23 protein-coding genes are annotated in these 23,547 nt (G+C 44.9%); 21 read left to right on the top strand and 2 right to left on the bottom strand.

Features of this window, described 5'->3' with window-relative positions:
- Positions 1-32 precede the first annotated feature (32 nt).
- The 11 genes from efp to FRX57_RS07075 all read left to right on the top strand — a co-directional run bounded on the left by efp (position 33) and on the right by FRX57_RS07075 (position 8,259).
- Entirely contained in the window at positions 33-593 is a 561-nt protein-coding gene (gene efp / locus FRX57_RS07125; RefSeq protein WP_146568099.1) for an elongation factor P, read from the top strand.
- A 54-nt stretch (positions 594-647) separates the two neighbouring features.
- Complete coding sequence (locus tag FRX57_RS07120; RefSeq protein ID WP_146568097.1) at positions 648-1,037, top strand: Asp23/Gls24 family envelope stress response protein; 390 nt, start codon at positions 648-650, stop codon at positions 1,035-1,037.
- Positions 1,030-1,458 (top strand): transcription antitermination factor NusB, encoded by a 429-nt coding sequence (gene nusB / locus FRX57_RS07115; RefSeq protein WP_146568095.1) that lies wholly within the window; start codon positions 1,030-1,032, stop codon positions 1,456-1,458. The genes FRX57_RS07120 and nusB overlap by 8 nt, the downstream gene beginning before the upstream one ends.
- A 103-nt stretch (positions 1,459-1,561) precedes the next feature.
- A complete protein-coding gene (ispE, locus tag FRX57_RS07110) occupies positions 1,562-2,413 on the top strand; it encodes a 4-(cytidine 5'-diphospho)-2-C-methyl-D-erythritol kinase (RefSeq protein ID WP_146568093.1) in 852 nt (283 codons plus the stop codon).
- 131 nt (positions 2,414-2,544) lie between these two features.
- Positions 2,545-2,985 carry a zinc-dependent MarR family transcriptional regulator gene (locus tag FRX57_RS07105; RefSeq protein WP_246100974.1) on the top strand — a complete coding sequence of 147 codons (441 nt, stop codon included), beginning with the start codon at positions 2,545-2,547 and terminating at the stop codon, positions 2,983-2,985.
- Positions 2,985-3,692, top strand: coding sequence for a metal ABC transporter ATP-binding protein (locus FRX57_RS07100; RefSeq protein WP_146568089.1), 708 nt, complete (start codon positions 2,985-2,987; stop codon positions 3,690-3,692). The genes FRX57_RS07105 and FRX57_RS07100 overlap by 1 nt, the downstream gene beginning before the upstream one ends.
- 19 nt (positions 3,693-3,711) lie before the next feature.
- Positions 3,712-4,497: a metal ABC transporter permease gene (locus tag FRX57_RS07095; RefSeq protein WP_281287374.1), complete on the top strand. Its 786-nt coding sequence runs from the start codon at positions 3,712-3,714 to the stop codon at positions 4,495-4,497.
- Between the two features lie 76 nt (positions 4,498-4,573).
- On the top strand, positions 4,574-5,575 hold the full coding sequence (gene galE, locus FRX57_RS07090) for a UDP-glucose 4-epimerase GalE (RefSeq protein ID WP_146568085.1): 1,002 nt from the start codon (positions 4,574-4,576) through the stop codon (positions 5,573-5,575).
- Between the two features lie 18 nt (positions 5,576-5,593).
- Positions 5,594-5,935, top strand: coding sequence for a DUF6568 family protein (locus FRX57_RS07085; RefSeq protein WP_146568083.1), 342 nt, complete (start codon positions 5,594-5,596; stop codon positions 5,933-5,935).
- 126 nt (positions 5,936-6,061) lie between these two features.
- Positions 6,062-7,015 carry a class I SAM-dependent methyltransferase gene (locus FRX57_RS07080; RefSeq protein ID WP_146568081.1) on the top strand — a complete coding sequence of 318 codons (954 nt, stop codon included), beginning with the start codon at positions 6,062-6,064 and terminating at the stop codon, positions 7,013-7,015.
- Between the two features lie 56 nt (positions 7,016-7,071).
- Positions 7,072-8,259, top strand: a complete 1,188-nt coding sequence (locus FRX57_RS07075; protein ID WP_146568079.1) for an acetate kinase — start codon at positions 7,072-7,074, stop codon at positions 8,257-8,259.
- 51 nt (positions 8,260-8,310) lie between these two features.
- Here FRX57_RS07075 and pepA read toward each other — a convergent pair whose 3' ends face one another.
- A complete protein-coding gene (pepA, locus tag FRX57_RS07070; RefSeq protein WP_146568077.1) occupies positions 8,311-9,369 on the bottom strand; it encodes a glutamyl aminopeptidase in 1,059 nt (352 codons plus the stop codon).
- Positions 9,370-9,449: 80 nt separating this feature from the next.
- Here pepA and FRX57_RS07065 point away from each other — a divergent pair, with 80 nt between their 5' ends.
- From FRX57_RS07065 to groL, 7 genes are all read left to right on the top strand, one after another.
- Positions 9,450-9,734: a DUF4651 domain-containing protein gene (locus tag FRX57_RS07065; RefSeq protein WP_146568075.1), complete on the top strand. Its 285-nt coding sequence runs from the start codon at positions 9,450-9,452 to the stop codon at positions 9,732-9,734.
- Entirely contained in the window at positions 9,731-10,048 is a 318-nt protein-coding gene (locus tag FRX57_RS07060) for a thioredoxin family protein (RefSeq protein ID WP_146568073.1), read from the top strand. Before FRX57_RS07065 ends, FRX57_RS07060 begins: the two co-directional genes overlap by 4 nt.
- An 11-nt stretch (positions 10,049-10,059) precedes the next feature.
- A complete protein-coding gene (gene ytpR / locus FRX57_RS07055; RefSeq protein ID WP_146568071.1) occupies positions 10,060-10,686 on the top strand; it encodes a YtpR family tRNA-binding protein in 627 nt (208 codons plus the stop codon).
- 65 nt (positions 10,687-10,751) lie between these two features.
- A complete protein-coding gene (locus FRX57_RS07050; protein WP_146568070.1) occupies positions 10,752-10,943 on the top strand; it encodes a hypothetical protein in 192 nt (63 codons plus the stop codon).
- A gap of 99 nt (positions 10,944-11,042) precedes the next feature.
- The gene (locus tag FRX57_RS07045; RefSeq protein ID WP_146568068.1) at positions 11,043-11,438 is read left to right on the top strand and encodes a single-stranded DNA-binding protein; all 396 of its coding nucleotides are present in this window, start codon (positions 11,043-11,045) and stop codon (positions 11,436-11,438) included.
- Positions 11,439-11,603: 165 nt separating this feature from the next.
- On the top strand, positions 11,604-11,888 hold the full coding sequence (gene groES, locus FRX57_RS07040) for a co-chaperone GroES (protein WP_146568066.1): 285 nt from the start codon (positions 11,604-11,606) through the stop codon (positions 11,886-11,888).
- A 13-nt stretch (positions 11,889-11,901) separates the two neighbouring features.
- Positions 11,902-13,518 (top strand): chaperonin GroEL, encoded by a 1,617-nt coding sequence (gene groL / locus FRX57_RS07035; RefSeq protein WP_146568064.1) that lies wholly within the window; start codon positions 11,902-11,904, stop codon positions 13,516-13,518.
- A 28-nt stretch (positions 13,519-13,546) separates the two neighbouring features.
- Here the strand turns inward: groL and FRX57_RS07030 are convergent, their stop codons facing one another.
- Positions 13,547-14,419 (bottom strand): RluA family pseudouridine synthase, encoded by an 873-nt coding sequence (locus FRX57_RS07030; RefSeq protein ID WP_146568062.1) that lies wholly within the window; start codon positions 14,417-14,419, stop codon positions 13,547-13,549.
- A 97-nt stretch (positions 14,420-14,516) separates the two neighbouring features.
- On the opposite strand from FRX57_RS07030, the gene pbp2a reads away from it, so the two are divergent.
- The 3 genes from pbp2a to FRX57_RS07015 all read left to right on the top strand — a co-directional run.
- Positions 14,517-16,787 carry a penicillin-binding protein PBP2A gene (gene pbp2a, locus FRX57_RS07025; RefSeq protein ID WP_146568060.1) on the top strand — a complete coding sequence of 757 codons (2,271 nt, stop codon included), beginning with the start codon at positions 14,517-14,519 and terminating at the stop codon, positions 16,785-16,787.
- Positions 16,788-16,901: 114 nt separating this feature from the next.
- Complete coding sequence (gene leuS / locus FRX57_RS07020) at positions 16,902-19,403, top strand: leucine--tRNA ligase (protein WP_146568058.1); 2,502 nt, start codon at positions 16,902-16,904, stop codon at positions 19,401-19,403.
- A 498-nt stretch (positions 19,404-19,901) separates the two neighbouring features.
- Positions 19,902-23,547, top strand: a 3,646-nt coding sequence (locus FRX57_RS07015; RefSeq protein WP_146568056.1) for a Rib/alpha-like domain-containing protein, incomplete at its 3' end; no start/stop codon positions are given.

Here is a 23,547-nt window from a genome sequence, read left to right as displayed (position 1 = left end):
AAGTGATAATAATTTAGTGAAGAGGTAAAGACATGATTGAAGCAAGTAAACTAAAGGCTGGAATGACCTTTGAAACAGCAGATGGTAAATTGATTAAGGTTTTGGAAGCAAGTCACCATAAACCAGGTAAGGGAAATACCATCATGCGGATGAAGTTGCGCGATGTGCGTACAGGGTCAACTTTTGATACCAGCTACCGTCCAGAGGAAAAATTTGAGCAAGCTATTATTGAAACTCGCCCAGCTCAATACCTTTACAAAATGGATGACACAGCTTACTTCATGGATACAGAAAGCTATGACCAATACGAAATTCCAGTAGCAAACGTTGAAAATGAATTACTTTACATCTTGGAAAATTCAGATGTAAAAATCCAGTTTTACGGAACAGAAGTTATCGGTGTGACAGTACCAACAACAGTTGAATTAACTGTGGCAGAAACACAGCCATCAATTAAAGGAGCGACAGTCACTGGATCTGGTAAACCAGCGACCATGGAGACAGGCCTAGTGGTCAACGTGCCAGACTTTATTGAAGCAGGTCAAAAATTGATTATCAATACGGCTGAAGGAACTTATGTGTCTCGTGCTTAATCGCTAAGGATTGAAGGTTACTTCAATCCTTGTTCAGAATGAAAGGATAATGTTATGACAAAAGAAACCATTGGTGATATCATCATCTCACCGCGTGTCTTGGAAGTCATTACGGGCATTGCAGCGACCAAGGTAGAAGGTGTTCATTCCTTACACAACAAAAAAATGGCAGATACCTTGAGCAAGAAAACACTTGGCAAAGGGGTATATTTAGAGACGCAAGAGGATGGGTCCCTAAATGTAGATCTCTACGTTCATCTACAGTATGGTGTCAATGTTCCAACTGTTTCTGTGGCTATCCAACAGGCGGTTAAGTCAGCCATTTATGATATGGCTGAGGTGACCGTGGCAGCTGTTAATGTTCATGTGGTTGGGATTGTTCCGGAGAAAACGCCTAAACCAGACATGAAGTCTTTGTTTGATGAGGATTTCCTGAATGACTAAACGATTTGACAATTCCAGACGAGATTTGCGTGAGCGTGCCTTTCAAGCCTTGTTTGCCATGGAGTTTGGTGGGGATTTCTTGTCATTGACGCAGTTTGCCTATGTTTATGATAAGGATTTAGCCGATGATCAGGTTTTAGACACCCCTGCTTTTATCCTTAACCTAGTGTCGGGTGTCAAGGATAATCAAGCAGACCTAGACCAGCTTATTGCTCAACATTTAAAAACCGGTTGGTCCTTGGAACGGTTGAGTCTAACGGATAAGGTTATCCTACGATTGGGGCTTTATGAAATGACCTATGTGGATGATACGCCAGCTCGTGTAGCGTTAAATGAAGCCATCGAAATTGCTAAAAAATATGCAGATGACCAATCGGCACGCTTTATCAATGGGTTGTTAACTCGTTTTGTAACTGACTAAGATGAAAACAGAAGTAACTGATTTTTACTTCTGTTTTATTCATCTGTTTGGAAACAATTTCTGCCATGGGCCGGCAATTTGTCAATGGGATAGAAGGTAAAGGATGGAAATTATAGAAAAAGCCCCAGCAAAAATCAATTTAGGCTTGGATATTTTAGGGCGGCGGCCAGATGGATACCATGACCTCGCTATGATTATGGTGAGCGTGGATTTGAATGACTATGTTACCTTAACCGATTGGCCTGGTGACGAGATTATCTTAGAATCAAACAACTGTCGCATGCCCTTGAATGAACGTAATGACGTGTACAAGTCAGTCTGTTTACTAAGGGAGAAGTATGGGATTAAACGTGGGGTAAAAATCCATCTCGAAAAGAAAATTCCCATTTGTGCCGGTCTAGGTGGGGGGTCGACAGATGCGGCAGCTACCCTAAGGGGATTAAATCAGTTGTGGCAGCTGGGGCTAAGTCAGGAGCATTTGCGTAACATAGGCTTTGAAATTGGCAGTGATGTCCCCTATTGTATCGAAGCAGGGTGCTCCTTAGTGACTGGTAAGGGTGAAGTGGTTGAGCCTTTGGCGGTGGACTTGTCCTCTTGGGCAGTTCTGGTTAAGCCCCATTTTGGCATTTCAACGCGGACAATTTTCAAGGAAATCGATCCCCATACCATTCAGCGTGTGGATATTACTCGTCTAGCAGCAGCCTTGTTGGCCAATGATTATCCCCAAGCTCTTGCTTATATGGGAAATTCTTTAGAGGATATCAGTATTAGCAAGCATCCCTTTATTCAGAAAGTCAAGGACAAGATGATGAAGGCAGGAGCAGATATTGCCCTGATGACAGGCAGTGGTCCGACTGTTTTTGCCCTTTGTGCCAATGAAAAGCGGGCGGATAGGGTGGTTAATAGCATGAAAGGATTTTGTCGAGAAGTGTATAAGGTTAGAGTCCTATCTTAGCAAGGAGTTATCAAGTCTAATCCCTCAAATGTTGGCTAGTTTTATTAGCTGGCGGTAATTGGTAGGTGAGGCTTGAAATCTCTTTTTTTTTACGTTATAATTAACTGGTTAAGAAAATGAGGTGGTTTATTATGCTAGCAAAGCAAATTGATGCTCTAGTTAAAGCAGTGATTCTAAAAGCTGAGAATCAGCAGGAGCTCTTAATCGGTTCCTGCCAGAGTGGTTTTGAGCTGACCAATACACAGGAGCATATTTTGATGCTCTTGGCTGAGGAGGATTTGACCAATTCAGACTTGGCCAAGCGTCTTCGTGTTAGTCAGCCGGCCATAACCAAGGCGATTAAAAATTTAGAAGATCAGGACTTATTGAGTCGTCGAAAGCATCCCGAAGATGCCCGTAGAAGCCAGTTGGTTTTGACAACTAAGGCTCTGCCGATTGCTCAGGAACATGCTCAACATCATCTGCAAACCTTGCAGGTTTATCAAGCAATTTTGCAGCGATTTTCTTCAGAAGAGCAAGCAGTTTTGGAGCGATTTGTGCAAGCATTTACCCAACGCTTGGAGGTGGATTGATGCGTTATTTAACAGTAGAAAATTTATCCTATCAGTATGATAATGAACCTGTTTTGGAGGGAATTCACTACCATTTGGACAGTGGAGAATTTGTCACCTTAACGGGAGAAAATGGGGCGGCTAAATCAACCCTAATTAAGGCAACTTTAGGGATTTTACGGCCTAAGAGTGGCCGAGTGACGATTGCTAAGGAGAATATAGCGGGTAAAAAGCTTCGTCTAGCCTATCTTCCTCAGCAAATTGCTAGTTTTAATGCGGGTTTTCCAAGTACGGTTGAGGAATTTGTCCGGTCGGGCCGGTATCCAAGGAAGGGCTGGCTCAAACAGCTAGATCAGCACGATGATGAGCATGTTCAAGCAAGCTTGGAATCTGTCGGCATGTGGGATAACAGGCAGAAATCTATTGGTAGCCTATCCGGAGGGCAGAAGCAGCGAGTGGTTATTGCCAGACTCTTTGCCTCTGATCCAGATGTTTTTATTTTGGATGAGCCAACCACAGGAATGGATGCTGGAACGATTAAAACCTTTTATGACCTCATGCACCATAATGCTCATCAACATGGGAAATCAGTCCTCATGATCACTCATGATCCAGATGAGGTTAAGGCCTATGCTGACCGTAATATTCATTTGGTCCGTAATCAACAGTTGCCTTGGCGGTGTTTTAATGTGCATGAGGCAGATGGGGAGGTGAGTTCAGTTGATTGAGTTGTTATCTTATGGATTTATGCAAAGGGCCTTATTGGCAGTCATTGCGATTAGCCTGTTTGCCCCGATTTTAGGAATATTTTTGATTCTCCGTAGTCAGAGTCTGATGAGCGATACCCTTAGTCACGTTTCTTTGGCGGGGGTAGCTCTAGGGCTAGCCTTAGGACTTTCTCCAACCTTTTCTACCTTGTTTGTGGTAGTCTTGGCTGCCCTATTTTTGGAATACCTGCGTACTGTTTACCAGCATCATATGGAAATTGCTACCGCTATCTTGATGTCCTTGGGCCTGGCTATTTCCCTGATGATCATGAGTAAAATTGAAGCAGGCTCTTCTCTCAGTTTGGATCAATATTTATTTGGCTCCATTATTACCATTAGTACAGGCCAGGTCTGGGGGCTATTTCTGATGGCAATTCTTATTCTTGTTTTGACTTTTTTATTTATTCGTCCCATGTACCTGTTGACCTTTGATGAAGATACCGCTTTTGTTGACGGGCTCCCTGTGCGTTTGATGTCTTTACTGTTTAATGTCATCACAGGGATTGCTATTTCGCTCATGATTCCAGCAGCAGGTGCCTTGCTGGTATCTACTATCATGGTCCTACCTGCTAGCATAGCCATGCGCTTGGGTCGTAGTTTCCGTAGCGTTATCCTTCTAGCCATTGTGATTGGATTTATTGGCATGGTTGGTGGTGTTTTTGCTTCCTACTTTTGGGAAACACCGGCCAGTGCAACCATCACGATTATTTTTGTTGCCTTGTTTTTAGTGACTGGCTTATGTCGTTTTCTGAGGGTTAAAAAGTAAGACCGGCTTTGTCAATTGAAAAAATTGTCTGAAAAAGTTATAATGATAACGATAATGAAGACATGGAGGAGAAAAAATGACAGTTCTTGTTTTAGGTGGAGCCGGCTATATCGGCTCACATATGGTTGATCGGTTGATCGAAGCGGGCAAGGAAAAAGTTGTCGTTGTTGACAATCTTGTGACAGGTCACCGTGCAGCTGTCCATCCAGATGCCATTTTTTATGAGGGTGATTTAGCAGATAAGGCCTTTATGGGAAAAGTCTTTGCGGAAAATCCAGATGTTGATGCGGTTATTCATTTTGCGGCTTACTCTTTGGTAGCAGAGTCCATGGAAAATCCGCTTAAATATTTTGATAATAACACATCCGGAATGGTTAATTTATTAGAGGTTATGAATGAGTATGGGGTGAAAAATATCGTCTTTTCATCAACAGCGGCAACCTATGGTCTCCCGGAAGAATTGCCAATTAAGGAGACGACACCTCAGCGACCAATCAATCCTTACGGTGAAAGTAAGTTGATGATGGAAACAATCATGAAATGGTCAGATCAGGCTTATGGAATTAAGTTTGTCGCCCTACGTTACTTTAATGTAGCAGGAGCCAAACCAGATGGTAGCATTGGAGAAGACCATGGACCAGAGACCCATCTCTTGCCAATTGTTTTGCAGGTTGCTCAAGGCTCTCGCGATAAAATTATGATTTTTGGAGATGACTACGAGACACCAGATGGTACGAATGTCCGTGACTATGTGCATCCATTTGATTTGGCAGATGCTCATATTTTGGCGGTTGACTATCTTCGAGCTGGCCATGCTTCAACAGCCTTCAACTTGGGCTCATCTACTGGATTTTCAAATTTAGAGATTTTGGAGGCTGCCCGTCAAGTAACAGGTCATGCGATTCCTGCTGAGATGGCGGAACGTCGTCCTGGAGATCCGGATACCCTGATTGCAGAATCAAGTAAGGCTCGTGAAGTACTTGGTTGGAAACCAGAATTTGATGATATTAAGAAAATTATCGCCTCAGCCTGGGCTTGGCATTCTAGCCATCCAAAAGGGTATGATGACCGTAACTAAAGAAAAAGGAGAGAAAAAATGACCTTTGAAGAAATTGTTGCTCAATTTGACCAAACCAGCCCTCAAGCAGTAGAGGAAAAATTAGCTGCGGGTCAAGATTTGCTTCTCTTTGTTGGACGGGCAACCTGTCCCTATTGCCAACGCTTTGCACCTAAATTAGCTAGAGTGGCTCAGGAAGATGCTTTGAGCGTCTCCTTTATCCAAAGCGATCAGTTGGCAGATCAAGTGGCCATTACAGCCTTGCGGGACCGCTATCAGATGAAGACCGTTCCTGCTCTCTTGGTGGCTAAATCAGGTCAGGTTAAGGTTGTTTGCGATTCATCACTGTCAGAGGAAGCGATTCGCCAATTTATTGCCTAAGGACCTACAATGACTGGTGTGAGCCAGTCTTTTTTCGATTCACCAGTAACCTAGTTGCCTTTTTGATTAAGGGGAGAGAGGTTTGACGGTCTTGTCGGATTTGTTATAATAGAAGGGGAGGAAGCCATGAATTTTGAAAAAATTGAACGTGCCTATGAGCTGATGTTAGAAAATACCCAGACCTTGCAGAATGATTTGCAGACGCACTTTTATGATGCTTTGATTGAGCAAAATGCCTATTACTTGAGTGGCCAAGTGGCCAATGAGCTAGTCGCCAAAAACAACCGCCAACTGTCCCAACTAGCCCTCAGCAAGGAAGAATGGCGGCGAGCCTTCCAATTTCTCTTTATCAAGGCCAACCAAACAGAAACCTTACAAATTAACCACCAGTTTACGCCAGATAGTATTGGTTTTATTCTCTTGTTTATTTTGGAAAGTTTAAGCACAAAGGCAGAGCTGAGCATTTTAGAGATTGGTAGTGGAACGGGTAACCTAGCCCAAACCCTTCTAAATAATAGCAGTAAGCAACTGGATTATATGGGGGTGGAAGTTGATGATTTGTTGATTGATTTATCAGCCAGTATTGCTGATGTCATGGGAGCAGAGCTTAGTTTTGTGCAAGAAGATGCGGTCCGTCCTCAGCTGATTAAGGCCAGTGATGTGATTGTTAGTGATTTACCAGTAGGCTATTATCCCAATGACGAGATTGCCCAGCGTTATCAGGTGGCAGCCAAAGATGAACACACCTATGCCCACCACCTCTTGATGGAACAATCCCTCAAATATTTGACATCCGATGGTTTGGCGATTTTTTTGGCACCAGTCAATCTCTTAACCAGTCCGCAAAGTGACTTACTCAAGTCTTGGCTAAAAAATGAAGCTAGTGTCCTAGCCGTGGTGACCCTGCCAGAGCAGATTTTTGGCCATCCAAGCAATGCCAAATCCATCTTTGTGCTACAAAAACAAGTTGATCGCCCCCAAGAAACCTTTGTTTACCCTTTGACGGATTTACAAAACCGTCAAGTTTTGGAACATTTTATGGAAAGTTTCAAAAACTGGGCATTGAAGAGTGCGATTTAAGAGATTTTTTGGTATAATGAGAGAGTAAAACGTAAACGATTTCAGGAGATGTAGATATGTCGAAAACAATTGCAATTAACGCAGGAAGCTCGAGCCTTAAGTGGCAACTTTACAAAATGCCAGAAGAAGACGTTTTGGCCCAAGGGATTATTGAGCGTATCGGTTTGGGCGATTCTATTTCAACCGTAAAATTTGACGGGAAAAAGGAATCTCAAACCCTTGACGTGGCAGACCACGTTCAAGCTGTGAAGTTGGTTTTGGATGATTTGATTCGCTTCAATATCATTGCTAGCTATGATGAAATCACAGGTGTCGGTCACCGTGTTGTTGCTGGAGGCGAATTGTTCAAAGAGTCCGTGCTAATTGACGACCAGGTCTTGGCACAGATTGAGGAGCTATCTTCATTAGCACCCCTTCACAATCCAGCCAATGCAGCTGGTATCCGTGCCTTTAAGGAACTTTTGCCTGATATTACCAGCGTTGCTGTTTTTGACACGGCTTTCCATACGACCATGCCAGAGGTAGCCTACCGTTACCCTATCGCAGACAAGTATTACACAGACTACAAGGTACGTAAGTACGGTGCCCATGGTACTAGCCACTATTATGTTGCTCATGAGGCAGCTAAATTGCTTAGCAAACCAATTGAAGAATTGAAAATTATCACAGCCCATATCGGTAATGGTGGGTCAATTACGGCCAACCTCCATGGAAAATCTGTTGATACGTCAATGGGCTTTACACCACTTGCCGGTCTGATGATGGGAACACGTTCAGGTGATATTGACCCGGCTATCATCCCTTATTTGGTGGAAAATGTACCAGAACTAGAAGATGCAGCAGCAGTCACCAATGTTCTGAACAAAGAGTCAGGCTTGCTAGGTGTGTCTGGCCTATCTAGTGACATGCGTGACATTGAAAATGCCATGGAAGAAGGCCATCCAGGGGCAACCTTGGCTTATGACATGTTTGTTGACCGTGTTAAGAAATTTATCGGTCAGTACATGGCTGTTCTTAATGGTGTTGACGCCCTTGTCTTTACCGCAGGTATCGGTGAAAATGGTTGGATGATTCGTCGTGATGTGGTCAAGGGCTTGAGCTGGTTTGGCATGGAAGTTGACCCAGAGAAGAACGTCTTTGGTTTTGCAGGTGACATTTCAACAGCTGATTCAAAAGTTAAGGTTTTGGTTATCCCAACAGACGAAGAACTGGTCATTGCACGTGACGTTGAGCGTTTGAAATAAGTCATAAGATAGAGAAAACTCCTAGACCAATAGAGTCTAGGAGTTTTTTAGTTAGTAAGCCTTAATCAAATCAAGGGTTGACTGGTCTAGTTTTTTAACCAGGGCTTGTAAGAAAGCTTGTGCCTCAAGGAAATCGTCCAGGGCATAGAGGCCCTGATGAGAATGGATATAGCGGGCACAGACCCCGATAGTGGTTGATGGGATGCCGGCCTCTTGCAGGTGGGCAGCCCCAGCGTCAGTGCCGCCCTTGGCGCAATAATATTGGTACTTAATGCCAGCGGCTTCAGCAGTATCTAACAAGAAATCCTTGACATTTGGCAGGAGCAGGTGACCTGGGTCATAAAAACGAATTAAGGTACCGTCACCAATTTTGCCTTGGTCGCCATAAACGTCTCCTGCTGGTGAGCAATCCACGGCAAAAAAGACATCAGGCTTAAAGAGATTAGTAGCCACTCTAGCTCCACGTAGGCCAACTTCTTCTTGTACCGTAGCCCCGGCAATCAGTTGATTGGGTAATTGTTCTTGGGCCAGACTTTCCAAAAGTTCGCAAACCATGAGAATACCATAGCGATTATCCCAGCTTTTGCCCATGACGTATTTTTGGTTGGCACTGAGAATGGTCTGACTTTCTGGTACAATCACATCGCCTGGTGCGATCCCAAAGGCTTCAGCTTCAGCCTTATTGTCGAAACCAGCATCGAAGATAATATCTGAGATGGCTGGCACACTAGCGCCACCCTTGATTAAGTGGGGAGGCATGGCTCCTGTAATGACAGGAATGGCTTGTCCTTGTCTGGTATAGAGGGTAAAGCGTTGAGAACTAACCGTCAATGGGTTCCAGCCACCAATTTCGACCGCTCGCAGGGTACCATCTGCTTGAATGTGGCTGACCATAAAACCAACCTCATCCATGTGGGCGGCTACCATTACTTTAGGGGCATCAATAACTTGACTTTCCCTAATGCCAAACAGTCCCCCGAGCCCATCTGTTTCAACCTTGTCCACATAGGGCTCAATCTTAGCTCTCAGGAAGTCACGGACTGCTTGCTCATGGCCAGAGATGGCCTGTAATTCTGTTACCTTTTTAATTTTTGTGAATAAATCGCTCATAAGTCTCTCCTTTTCCTCAATTATAGCAAAAATTTGGGAGCAGAGAGAAATTTTGCTGAAATTATGATAAAATAACAGGTATGAAACGAAAAAAAGCAGGTTTAGTTCTGGGGATGAGTTTGGGCCTTGTCGGTCTAGCAGCCTTCTATCGGCTCAAAGAAGCTGACCAAGAAAAGCAAGACCAAGCCATGAAAGCTCAACTAAGAGAATTTTTTACCAATCTGGGGACGATTGAAGTCATGTATTTTAATGACTATGATCAAGCAGATGAAGCAACCAGTGGTGGAGTGGTCATGACCGATGGTCGTCACTACCAGTTCAGTTATTATCAGGGCGATTTTGCCTATGAGGAGGTTAGCCAATGATTGTGCTTAAAAAGCAAGAGGAGTTAGCATCTTATTTAGCTAGCAAAGAGCGAGTAGTCTTTCTCTTCACTGCTGATTGGTGTCCAGATTGTCAGGTGCTTTATCCTGTCCTGCCTGATTTAGAGGCTGAAAATCCAGATTTCACCTTTGTCCAGCTTAATCGAGATGTCTTTTTAGATCTGGCAAAGGCATGGGATATTTTTGGCATTCCAAGTTTGGTGGTGCGTGAGCAGGATCAGGAAGTAGCACGCTTGGTCAATAAAAATCGCAAGACCAAGGCGGAAATCAATCAATTTTTAGCAAGTATTAGATAGAGGAGTAAGAGATGATTTTTACCTATAACAAAGAGCAGGTCGGAGATGTCTTGATGGTTATCGTGGCAGATGACCAAGGTCAGGCAGTTGCTGTTGATCGCCGTGGGCCAGTGGCTCGGGTCTTTAGGCTGGATACTGATCAGACAGTGGCCTGGAATATTTTTGACCTTTCCCAAGTGATTGAACTCGAGGGCTCGGGTCAGGTCTGGTTGACAGATGAGCAGGTGGCCCAGCTCAATGCTAGTTTGGCAGCTCAAGGGTTTACAGAGCAGCTCATCAATGATAGGGAGCCTAAGTTTGTCGTCGGCCAAATTGTCAGCATGGAGGCCCATCCAGATAGTGACCACCTCAATATCTGTCAGGTGGCTGTTGGTCAAGAAGAACCTATCCAAATTGTAGCAGGGGCTCCCAATGCAGCTGTCGGCTTGAAAACCATTGTGGCCCTGCCAGGTGCCATGATGCCTAAGGGGAATCTCATTTTCCCAGGTGACTTGCGTGGCGTTGCCAGCTATGGCATGATGTGCTCCCCTCGTGAATTGGCCCTACCAAATGCACCGCAGAAACGTGGCATTATTGAATTGGCTGACACGGCAGTGGTCGGTGAGGCTTTTGCTGCTGAAAAACATTGGCAAGGATAAAGCATGGAGCAAGTTATCTTGCTCTTTTTTGGCCTTTTCACCAACCGGTTTAGGAGGTTCGTAAGATGATAAATTGGCGTAAACTCTTCCTTCGTCTGTTAATAGCGAGTCTGTTCTGCTTGTATATACAGTGGCGGGTCAAAGACAAGAAAATCAGAAAAGTACAGACTTACCTAGTCCTTAGTATTGTCTTAGGCCAGGAATTGGTCAATCTTATTTGGCAGGTGATTGATTACCTATCTTTGGGGAAATGGTAAAAAACGTTATCAACTATTTTCCCAAAAGGTGATTTTTTTTGACGGATTTATCCTATTTTTCTGCTTGGTTTACGAATAGTAAGATAGGAGGTAGTTATTATGTTAAATAAAACGATTTTAATTGGTCGTTTGACAGCGACACCAGAATTAGTCAAAACGCCAACGGACAAATCCCTGGCTCGAGTTAGCCTAGCCGTCAATCGGCGCTTTAAGAATCAAGAGGGTGAACATCTAACTGATTTTATCAACCTAGTATTTTGGGGACGTTCGGCTGAAAACTTGGTCAGCTATGCCAGCAAGGGCAGTCTCTTGTCAGTTGATGGTGAGTTACGGACCAGAAAGTATGAAAAGGACGGTCAAAACCACTACATTACAGAAGTCTTGGTGACTTCCTTTCGATTGTTGGAAAGCCGAGCCCAAAGAGCGATGCGAGAGAACAACCAGACCGATGATTTGGTGGACTTGGTTTTAGAAGAGGAGGCATTACCATTTTAAGGCTGAGAGAGGGAGAGTTTCCTCTCTTTTTCTGCTAGGTCATGTGGAAGCGCTGTAATTTTCCGAGAAAATCAAACTTTATTCTTGACTAATTTTGACTAAGTGGTAAAATAGAGGTATAAATTAGCACTCAAAGGTAAAGAGTGCTAAAAAATGGAGGTAAATATGTTAAAACCCTTAGGTGATCGTGTGATCGTAAAAGTAATGGAAGAAAAAGAAGAGACAGTTGGTGGCTTGGTCCTAGCAACCAAGAGCCAAGACAAGCCTAAAAGGGCTGAAATTCTTGCGGTTGGTCAAGGGCCTCGCACCATCAATGGTGACCTAGTTACTCCTAGCGTTACCGTTGGCCAGGTGGTCTTGCTGGAACCTTTGGCAGGTATTGAGGTCAAAGAAGACGAGCAGGATTTAGTGATTATTCGTGAAGCAGATATTTTAGCGATTGTTGAGTAAGGAGGAGTAAGCTATGGCAAAAGATATTAAGTTTTCAGCAGATGCCCGCACGAGCATGGTGCGTGGGGTAGATATTTTGGCAGATACGGTCAAGGTGACCCTTGGCCCTAAAGGTCGTAATGTTGTCTTGGAAAAATCATTTGGGTCACCATTGATTACCAATGACGGGGTGACCATTGCTAAGGAAATTGAACTAGAAGATCATTTTGAAAATATGGGTGCCAAACTGGTATCAGAAGTGGCCTCAAAAACCAATGATATTGCCGGCGATGGCACAACAACAGCGACTGTTTTGACGCAGGCCATTGTCCGTGAAGGCTTGAAAAATGTAACCGCAGGTGCCAACCCAATCGGAATCCGTCGTGGAATCGAAGTGGCGGTTGCAACTGCGGTTGAGGAACTCAAAGCTATTGCCCAACCAGTTGCCAATAAAGAGGCCATTGCCCAGGTTGCAGCAGTATCATCTCGCAGCCAAAAAGTTGGTGAATACATCAGTGAAGCCATGGAGCGTGTTGGTAAAGATGGTGTCATCACCATTGAAGAATCTCGTGGTATGGAAACAGAGCTTGATGTGGTAGAAGGCATGCAGTTTGAGCGTGGCTATCTGTCACAATACATGGTCACTGATAATGAAAAAATGGTGGCGGATTTGGAAAATCCATTTATCCTGATGACTGACAAGAAGATTTCCAATATCCAAGAGATTCTCCCACTCTTGGAAGAAGTCTTGAAAACCAGTCGTCCACTCTTGATTGTCGCTGATGATGTGGACGGTGAAGCCCTGCCAACCCTTGTCTTGAACAAAATCCGTGGAACCTTCAATGTCGTTGCGGTTAAGGCACCTGGTTTTGGTGACCGTCGCAAAGCCATGCTAGAGGACATTGCTATCTTGACAGGTGGTACGGTCTTGACTGAAGATTTAGGCCTTGATCTCAAGGATGCGACCTTAGCTCATCTAGGACAAGCTGCCCGAGTGACTGTTGATAAGGACAAGACGGTCATTGTTGAGGGAGCAGGTCAGGAAGAGGCGATTGCTAACCGGGTGAATTTGATTAAATCTCATATTGAGACAACGACATCTGACTTTGACCGTGAAAAATTGCAGGAGCGTTTAGCTAAATTGTCTGGTGGCGTTGCCGTGATCAAGGTCGGAGCTGCCACTGAGACGGAATTGAAAGAAATGAAATTGCGGATTGAAGATGCCCTCAATGCCACCCGTGCCGCTGTTGAAGAAGGTATTGTTGCAGGTGGTGGAACAGCCTTTGTCAATGTGATTGCCAAAGTGGCTGACTTGACACTTGAGGGGGATGAAGCAACAGGTCGGAACATTGTGTTGCGTGCCTTGGAAGAACCTGTTCGTCAAATCGCCCTTAATGCAGGTTACGAGGGGTCAGTCGTTATTGATCGCTTGAAAAATAGCCCAGCTGGAACAGGTTTTAATGCAGCTAATGGGGAATGGGTGGATATGGTAGCCACTGGTATTATTGATCCAGTTAAGGTCAGCCGTTCAGCCCTTCAAAATGCGGCTTCTGTCGCTAGCTTGATTTTGACAACGGAAGCAGTCGTTGCCAACAAGCCTGAACCAGCAGCACCTGCCATGCCAGCCATGGACCCATCAATGATGATGTAAGAAAATTAGAAAAAAGTTAGGAATTTTCCTAACTTTTTTCTTGTGCTAATCGTTGTTCGAAGCTGGTGGATTTTGCCTTAACTTGGATTTTTTCTAAGGTCAAGGGGTGGGTCAAGGACAGTTGGTGGGCGTGGAGCATGAGGCGAAGGTCAGGCTTGTCATGATAGAGGGGATCCCCTATTAAGGCAAAGCCATGATGGGCTAGGTGAACACGGATTTGATGGGTTCGTCCGGTTTCCAATTGACAATTGATTAGGCTGGTGTTTTGATAAGGTTTGAGTCGTTTAATGTGAGTGACAGCGTCTTGTCCTTTCCTAGGGTCAACTAGGCGTTTGCGACGGTCATGGCGATCACGCCCAATCTTATCCCTGTAGGTTAGGTTTTTATGAGGAAATTGTCCAGTAACCAGGGCCCAATATTGGCGAGACATCTGACGTTTTTCTAAGAGCTGATTAAGGATGGGGAGGATAAAAGGATTTTTGGCAAAGAGAATGAGGCCGCTGGTTTCCTTATCTAGGCGGTGAACGACATAGCAGGTCTGGCCGACATAGGCCGAAACATGGTTGAGCAGGGCCATTTCGCCCGGTTGGTTGGCATGGGTCTTCATGCCTTCGGGCTTATTAACAATGATGAGATGGTCATCTTGGTAGCAAGCCTCGACCAAGGATTTATCACCAAAGGGAATAATCTTTTGGGGATAATCTTCTTCGTCAAAGATTAACTCAATGGCATCACCTATTTTGACTAGATGCTGCCAATGAACCGTCTGGTCGTTGATGAGTAGGTGTTTTTTGGTCCGCAGGAAGTGTCTGGTTTTTCGTGGAATCAAGAGCTTGTCTTCCAAGAGTTCCTTGACGGTCAAATCAGGAAAGGGATTGATTAGTTTTACGGTCATTGTCATGCTCTTATTATAGCATGTTTTCGGTCTAGGGGCTGATATTTTCTCGGTCAGAGGGCTGACTGATGCTGATTTTGATGAAAGTTGCTATAATAAGAACATGATATTTAGAAAATTAATCCAGAAAAAAAGCGCTTTAGAGCAGACTAGCGTAGCGGAAAAGGAGAGGACATCCGTACAGGAGGCCCCCTCTGAACAAGCAAGACAAGAGCTAGATGGCAACTCCTACCAGAGAAGTCAGGTTTACAAGGCCAAGGAAAAGGCAGAGCCCAAGTTTATCCAAAACATCAAGAGATTTATGCCCTCAACTCGCAATCCCTTACGGCGTTTTTGGCGACGTTATCGCTTGGGCAAGATTTTTCTGATTTTAGTGGCTAGCTTCGTCCTCCTGTCGGGAACCTACCTCTTTTACCTGTCCAAAACGGCTAAGGTGGTTAATTTGCAGGAGGCCCTCAAGGCGACAACGGTCATTTATGACAAAAATGGTGACCAGGCAGGCACGCTTTATGGTCAAAAGGGGACTTATGTGGAACTGGATGCCATCTCGGATGATTTGGAAAATGCTGTGCTGGCAACTGAGGACCGGACCTTTTATCAAAATGACGGTATCAACTACAAGCGGACCCTGTTGGCCATTTTAACGCTAGGACGGTCTGGTGGGGGATCCACCATTACCCAACAATTAGCCAAAAATGCTTACCTGACCCAAGACCAAACCATCAAGCGTAAGGCGAGAGAGTTTTTCATGGCCTTGGAATTAACCAAAAAATATAGCAAGCAGGAAATCCTGACCATGTACCTCAATAATGCCTACTTTGGTAATGGGGTCTGGGGGGTAGAAGATGCCAGTCAGAAATATTTTGGCACGACAGCTGCAGATTTGAGTTTGGACCAGGCGGCAACCTTGGCAGGTATGCTCAAAGGACCAGAGATTTATAATCCTTATTACTCGGTGGAGAATGCTACTAATCGTCGAGATACGGTCTTACAAAATATGGTAGCGGCAGGTATGATTAGTCAGGAAGTAGCTGACGAGACAGCGACCATTGGTATGGGCAATCGTTTGGCAGATACCTATACGGGTAAGGTTGATGACTATCGCTATCCCTCCTATTTTGATGCGGTAATCAATGAAGCCATGGCTGTTTATGGCTTGAAAGAGCAGGATATTGTCAATAATGGCTATAAAATCTATACCGAGTTAGACCAAAATTATCAAGTTGGCATGCAGACCACCTTTAACAATAGCCAATTGTTTCCCCTTGCCGCTGATGGTAGCAGTGCTCAGGCAGCCAGTGTAGCCCTTGATCCCAAAACAGGTGGTGTCAGAGGTCTGGTGGGACGTGTCAACTCGACCATTGATCCAACCTTTAGGAGTTTCAACTATGCTACCCAGTCAGCTCGTAGCCCAGGCTCAACCATTAAGCCCTTGGTGGTTTACACCCCAGCGGTAGCGGCTGGCTGGTCTACAGATCGTCTATTGCCGAATAGTCCGATTGATTTTAATGGCTACCAGCCGAGTAACTATGGTGGTTACACTAGTGAAGATGTGCCCATGTATCAGGCCCTAGCCAATTCCTATAATGTTCCTGCCGTCTACCTGGCTGACCAATTAGGGCTTGACAAGGTCTTTAGTTATGGCAAACGCTTTGGCCTCAACCTATCTAAGACGGAGCAGGAGTTAGGGGTTGCCCTTGGCGGCAGTGTCACGACCAATCCCTTGGAAATGGCTCAGGCCTATGCCGCCTTTGCCAACGATGGGGTCATGAATAAGGCCCATCTCATCACCCGTATCGAAACCGCCAATGGCGAGGTGCTCAAAGAATTTAGCAATAGTGCCAAACGAGTCATGAGTAAATCCGTAGCTGATAAGATGACTAGCATGATGTTGGGCACCTTCTCTAATGGAACGGCGGTCAATGCCAATGTTGTCGGCTATACTATGGCGGGGAAAACAGGGACGACAGAGACCGACTTTAACCCTGATTTAGCCAGTGACCAATGGGTCATTGGCTATACACCAGATGTTGTTATCAGCCAATGGGTTGGTTTCAGCGAAACAGATGAGAGTCACTACCTCAGTGATTCCAGTGCTGGGACGGCCTCCTATATTTTTAGCAATCTGGCCAGCTACATTTTGCCTTATACGGATGGCAATCAGTTTAGTGTTGAAAATGCCTATGAGCAAAATGGCATCGCTCCAACCTATCTAACGGACACAGCGACTGAAAGCAATTCCCAGTCCATTATTGACAGTCTCAGGGATTCAGCCCAAGAGGCTCAAAAAAATATCACCAAGGCAGTTGAAGAGGCCAATCTGGCTCAAACAGCCCAGGACCTATGGAATCGAGTGCTCAATTATTTCCAATAGTAGTCCCTTCATCTATTATTTTCCCCTAAAAAATGGTATAATAAAGCATATTTTAGCCCTAATGAGTGTTTCTTAGGGCTGTTTAGATAATCGTATGTCAACAAGGAGAAACTGATGTCTTACTATAATCATAAATCTGTCGAGCCTAAGTGGCAGGCTTTCTGGGCAGAAAATCAAACCTTCAAGACCACTACTGACCCTGACAAACCCAATTTTTATGCCTTGGATATGTTCCCTTATCCGAGTGGGGCAGGTCTGCACGTTGGTCACCCAGAAGGCTACACGGCGACAGATATTCTCAGTCGTTTCAAGCGTGCCAAGGGCTACAATGTCCTCCATCCTATGGGCTGGGATGCCTTTGGTCTGCCAGCTGAGCAATACGCCATGGACACCGGTAATGACCCGGCTGAATTTACGGCGGAAAATATCGCCAATTTTAAGCGTCAAATCAATGCCCTCGGATTTTCTTACGACTGGGACCGTGAAATCAATACGACTGACCCTAATTATTACAAGTGGACCCAGTGGATTTTCACCAAACTTTATGAAAAAGGCTTGGCCTATGAAGCAGAAGTGCCGGTCAACTGGGTGGAAGAACTAGGCACAGCCATTGCCAATGAAGAAGTCTTACCAGATGGAACCTCTGAACGAGGCGGCTACCCCGTTGTTCGCAAGCCCATGCGGCAATGGATGCTTAAAATCACGGCCTATGCTGAACGTTTGCTTAATGACCTAGAAGACCTAGATTGGCCAGAATCCATCAAGGACATGCAACGCAACTGGATTGGTAAATCAACAGGGGCAAATGTAACCTTTAAGATTAAGGGAACAGACAAGGACTTTACTGTTTTTACCACTCGTCCCGATACCCTGTTTGGGGTGAGCTATGCCGTGCTATCGCCAGAGCATGCCTTAGTTGATGAGATTACCAGCCCAGAGCAGGCGGCCTTGGTCGCTGATTACAAGCACCAAGCCAGCCTTAAATCTGATTTGGCTCGGACTGACCTTGCCAAGGACAAGACAGGGGTCTGGACAGGGGCCTACGCCATCAATCCAGCCAATGGTCAAGAAGTGCCGATTTGGATTTCAGATTATGTCCTTGCTAGCTATGGGACAGGGGCAGTCATGGGAGTGCCTGCCCATGATGAACGTGATTGGCAATTTGCCAAACAATTTGACCTGCCAATCCTGCCAGTCATCGAGGGTGGTGACATCAGTCAAGGGGCTTATACGGAAGATGGCCGTCACATCAATTCAGATTTCTTGGATGGCTTAGACAAGGCTGAGGCTATTAGCAAGATGGTTGCTTGGCTGGAAGCAGAAGGAAGAGGTAGTGAGCAAGTGACCTACCGCCTACGTGACTGGCTCTTCAGCCGCCAACGCTACTGGGGTGAGCCAATCCCAATCATTCACTGGGAAGATGGCACCTCAACAGCCATTCCTGAAGAAGAGTTACCCTTGGTCTTGCCAAAAACCAGTGACATCAAGCCATCTGGGACAGGGGAAAGCCCGCTGGCTAATCTGACGGATTGGCTGACGGTTACCCGTGCTGATGGCGTTAAGGGTCGTCGTGAAACCAACACCATGCCCCAGTGGGCAGGGTCAAGTTGGTACTATCTGCGTTACATTGACCCTCATAATGACAAAAAACTGGCGGATGAAGACTTGCTTAAGGCTTGGTTGCCAGTGGATATTTACATTGGTGGGGCTGAGCATGCTGTTCTCCACCTGCTCTACGCACGTTTCTGGCATAAATTCCTTTATGACCTTGGCGTGGTGCCAACCAAGGAACCGTTCCAAAAACTCTTTAATCAGGGCATGATTTTGGGAACCAGCTACCGTGATAGCCGTGGCGCCTTGGTAGCGACGGACAAGGTGGAAAAACGTGACGGTAGCTATTTCCATGTGGAAACTGGCGAGCAGCTAGAGCAAGCACCAGCAAAAATGTCTAAATCCCTAAAAAATGTCGTCAACCCTGATGATGTGGTTGAGCAGTACGGAGCCGACACCCTGCGTGTTTATGAGATGTTCATGGGGCCACTGGACGCTTCTATCGCTTGGTCAGAAGAAGGCTTGGAAGGGGCTCGCAAGTTCCTTGACCGCGTCTATCGCCTGATAACTAGCAAGGAGATTGTCACGGAAAATAGCGGAGCCTTGGATAAGGTCTATCATGAAACTGTTAAGGCAGTGACTGAGCAGATTGAGACCCTCAAGTTCAATACAGCTATTGCCCAAATGATGATTTTTGTCAATGCAGCCAACAAAGAAGACCAGCTATACGCTGACTATGCCAAAGGCTTTGTTCAACTCATTGCCCCATTTGCCCCTCACTTGGGGGAAGAGCTTTGGCAGGTCTTGACCCAGTCTAATGAATCCATCACTTACGTGCCATTCCCAAGCTGGGACGATAAGTTCTTGGTGGAAGATGAGATTGAGATTGTGGTCCAAATCAATGGTAAGGTGCGTGCCAAGTTGGTCGTTGCCAAAGACATGGCGCGTGAGCAACTGGAAGACTTAGCCAAGGCGGATGACAAGGTCCAAGAAGCCCTTGCGGGTAAAACCCTTGTCAAGATCATTACGGTACCAAATAAACTCGTTAATATTGTTGTCAAATAAGATTGATGATAAGGACATGTTGATTCAACCTCCCTTGCGGGAGCTAGGTCACATGTTCTTTTTTGTAATAGACAGATTTGAATGACAATTTATGTTTATAATGTTCAGACTTTAAGTCCAAAAAGCGGCTCTTTTTAAGCTAGGTTAAAGGAAATAATGTTTGTAAAAGACAGATAATTTAGTGTATAAATATAAATTTCGTTTTTTTTTTTTTTTTTATAATACATAAAAATTACTCAAAATCAGGAAATTGAGTATAAAATTATACTTTCGGATATTAATAAAAAAAGAAGGTGAAGAGAGTGTTTTATTCCTAAAAAACGAGAGTTTTCACATGGTTTATAGGGTTTTGAGTGCTCAAAAAGAATGAAACTTAAGCTTTTCTTAAGATGAATAAAAATGTGAGAATATTTACAAGCGTATCAGTTGACAGGTTGACGAAGGTGTGAACAGGGTGGTATAATACGGGTTAATCACAAAAAGGAGGAAATGTGAGACATGTTTAAAAAACATGATGAAACCAAACAAAAGTTTAGCATTAAGAAATTTAAGTTCGGTGCAGCTTCTGTTTTGATTGCCACTGTTTTTGCAGCTTTTGCGGGAACAGCTCAGGCTGAACAACAAGAGGTGACGGCAGCTACAGAATCTAATCTGCCAACCAGCACAGTTGTTTCGGAACCGTCAGCGGTAACAGAAGTAACCACTCCAGCTAGCTCATCTGAAGCAGTTCTAGCTTCAGAGGTAGCTGCATCAGAAACTCGTCAAGACCTTAATTCAACAAGTGCTACCGCTCAATCAGAGACAAGAGTAGCCAGTGAGGAGGTAACAAGTACTGCTTCGACTGCAGGTAGTGAGTCAGTAGCTTCAGCCTCAACAAGCCCAGAAGTAGCGAAGTCAGAAGTGGCTCAGGCGCCAGTAGCTTCAGTAGCAGTAGCGGAAACAGCAACTAGGGCTGCTACAACTCCTCAAGAGTCAACAAAGCGTGTAGCTGCAACAACCTATAAGGTAACCTATACCGATGTTGATACTCAGCAGGTGGTTTACTCAGCAAATAAATCTGTTGTTGAAGAGACAACCCTACCAGCTAACCAGAATGTCCAATTCTCAGTTAATGCTGTTAGTGAAGTTGGCACAGCTCCAGCACTTGAAGGTTATAAGCTAGCAGAAGGTCAATCAGCGATGCAGGCAGCTGTAGTGACAGAGCGTGGCGGACGTAAAAACTTAATCAATTTCAATGTTGTCAAAGATGACCAAGCAGCAGCAGGTAAGGGTGGCGACAATGAACTAGAAGGTCAAGCAATGATGTTTGCTGCAGCAAGCAATACATCAGGAGCTATGGACAATACTCGTCTAGGCACTTTGCCAACAGGTGACGGAGTTGTGACATTAATTGACCCTGATAATGGTCAACAAATGTTTATCTTTGATACCAATAAAATTTTCCCAGTGAAAATTGTTGAGGCAGGTGTCGCCCTCAAAGATAATACCGCAAATGCTTCTTTCACCGCTCAGCCAGGAATTGAATATACCTTTAAGAAATCAACAGGTGAGGTGATTACAACCTTGACAGGTCAAGCGCCTGCGGCTACAAAGCCAGAGCGTGAAGAAGTTGATAGTCGTCGTCCATATCTATCACCTGTTCATCTTCCAGGAATTCAGGAAGGGGATCAGATTTATGTTGAGGCTCGTAATCCTAAGACGAACGAGACGATTACCTCTGAAACCTATACGGTAACGAAGCCAACGTATGAGGGAACAGTCTCTAAACAGTCACTATTGACACATATCAATAGCTCATATGTTTATGCCACAGACAAGACTGTTCCAATTAACATGGACGGATCTTATACTGACTCTGCTGATGTTTATGTTGGTATTGCTTCAAAAGACTTAAATGATTCATCAGCAGCTTATAAGCTCGACAGCCCAACTGATAAAAAGACAATCACTCTACCAGAAAATTGGGACAAAAATAACCAACGTGATTACTATGCCGTAGCGCGTGATGCTAATGGTTATTTCTGGCAAATTTTGCCATTGTATTTTGTCGATAACATTGCTCCAGAGATTACGGTAAGTAACCAAGCAACCAATCTAGCTGATGGCATGACTCCTGAGAAAGTAGCGGCTGAAAAGGCAAATGTTACAGAGGATCCAAAAGGTCAAGTTAGACCTAGAATTTACCAACAAGCTTATCGTGATGTAGAGGCTAATGAAGCTATTGAGCCAATTTATGTTGAAGCAACCTCAACTAATCGTGAGTTCAATAAGGTGGTCTTTACTTACAGTGCTAATGGTGTTGAGCAAGCCGGTTTACCAGATGGTTTGACAGCAGAGCTTGTTGAACGTGAAGCTGGTAGGGCCTTGTATAAGATTACAGGTGCTCCAACGACACCAGGTTTGTATGCCATTGCAGCAAGTGCAATTGATGATAAGACTGATTCAGAATTATTGCCACTCTATCAAGCAGACGGACAAACACCAAAAAATAACTACGGTGTCGTTAATACTAAGGTATCTAAATTTGGAATGATTGTTCGTGACGTAACAGCCCCAGCAGCACCTGTTGTTGACGATGTTATTGCGGGAGCTGATGTTGTGCCAGTGACACCACCAAGTGATCCGGATGTAACGCAGATAGAAGTTACTTATCCAAATAGTAATGGAGACAAACAACCGGTTAAAGTTGTTTACATTAAGCAAGGAGACGGTAGCTACATTAGATTGCCAGATGGTCAACCAGTCCAAATGGTTGATGGGAAACTTCTAACCCCTACCCCAGCAGGTGTTAACTTGCCAGAGGGAGAACACGTTACTGCCAAGGCTTACGATGGTTGGGGCAATGAGTCTGAGGAAGCACAAGATAATATCACCAATGAAGCGCCGGTAGTGACCCCTCCTGCAGATCGCACGGTAAAAGCAGGTGCAGAAATTACTGATGACCAACTGATTTCTGAAGCTAGTGCTACTGATAAAGAAGATGATAGTGACAACAAAGAGTCAACTAAACCAACCATTAAGATTACCGATAAGGGTGGTTTGGACACCAACACACCAGGAACTTACACCGTGACATTTGTTGCTGTGGATAGCCAAGGTAAGGAATCTGAGCCTAAGACCATGACGATCACAGTGGAGGAACGGGATAAGGATAAATACACTCCGACAACTGAGGAGATTGTTGTTCCACAAGGCACACCAATCACAGAAGACGATGTTAAGGGGAAAGTAAAAATTCCAGAAGGCTCAGGTGGTGAAGTTGTAGAGATTGGCGATATTCCAAGTACTGACACCCCAGGTAAAAAACCATCAGTACCAGTACTTGTTCGTTATCCAGATGGCTCAACAGAGGTTGTTGAAGTGCCTGTGACGGTCACACCGACACCAAGTGAAACTCCGTCAGAGACTCCAAGTGAAACACCAAGTGAGACTCCATCAGAGACTCCAAGCGAAACACCAAGTGAAACGCCAAGCGAGACTCCAAGTGAAACACCAAGCGAAACTCCGTCAGAGACTCCAAGTGAAACACCAAGCGAGACTCCATCCGAGACTCCAAGTGAAACACCAAGCGAGACTCCATCAGAGACTCCAAGTGAAACCCCAAGTGAGACTCCATCCGAGACTCCAAGTGAAACACCAAGTGAGACTCCATCCGAGACTCCAAGTGAAACCCCAAGCGAAACTCCGTCAGAGACTCCAAGTGAAACCCCAAGCGAGACTCCATCCGAGACTCCAAGTGAAACACCAAGCGAGACTCCATCCGAGACTCCAAGTGAAACCCCAAGTGAGACTCCATCCGAGACTCCAAGTGAGACACCAAGCGAGACTCCATCCGAGACTCCAAGTGAAACCCCAAGCGAAACTCCATCAGAGACTCCAAGTGAAACCCCAAGTGAGACTCCATCAGAGACTCCAAGTGAAACACCAAGCGAGACTCCATCAGAGACTCCAAGTGAATCTTCTTCACAAACTCCAACTAAGTCTGAAACACCAGACAAAGACAAGTTTGAGCCATCAACTAACGAAATCGTTGTACCACAAGGTACTCCAATTACGGAAGATGATGTTAAGAAGAATGTTAATATCCCAGAAGGTTCAGGTGGTAAGATCGTTACCGTTGGTGAAATCCCAACAACCGAGACCC

This window comes from Streptococcus cuniculipharyngis (assembly GCF_007859195.1).
GTDB lineage: Bacteria > Bacillota > Bacilli > Lactobacillales > Streptococcaceae > Streptococcus > Streptococcus cuniculipharyngis.
The sequence above is the reverse complement of the archived record's forward strand: the minus strand, read 5'-3'. Positions and strand labels throughout refer to the sequence as shown.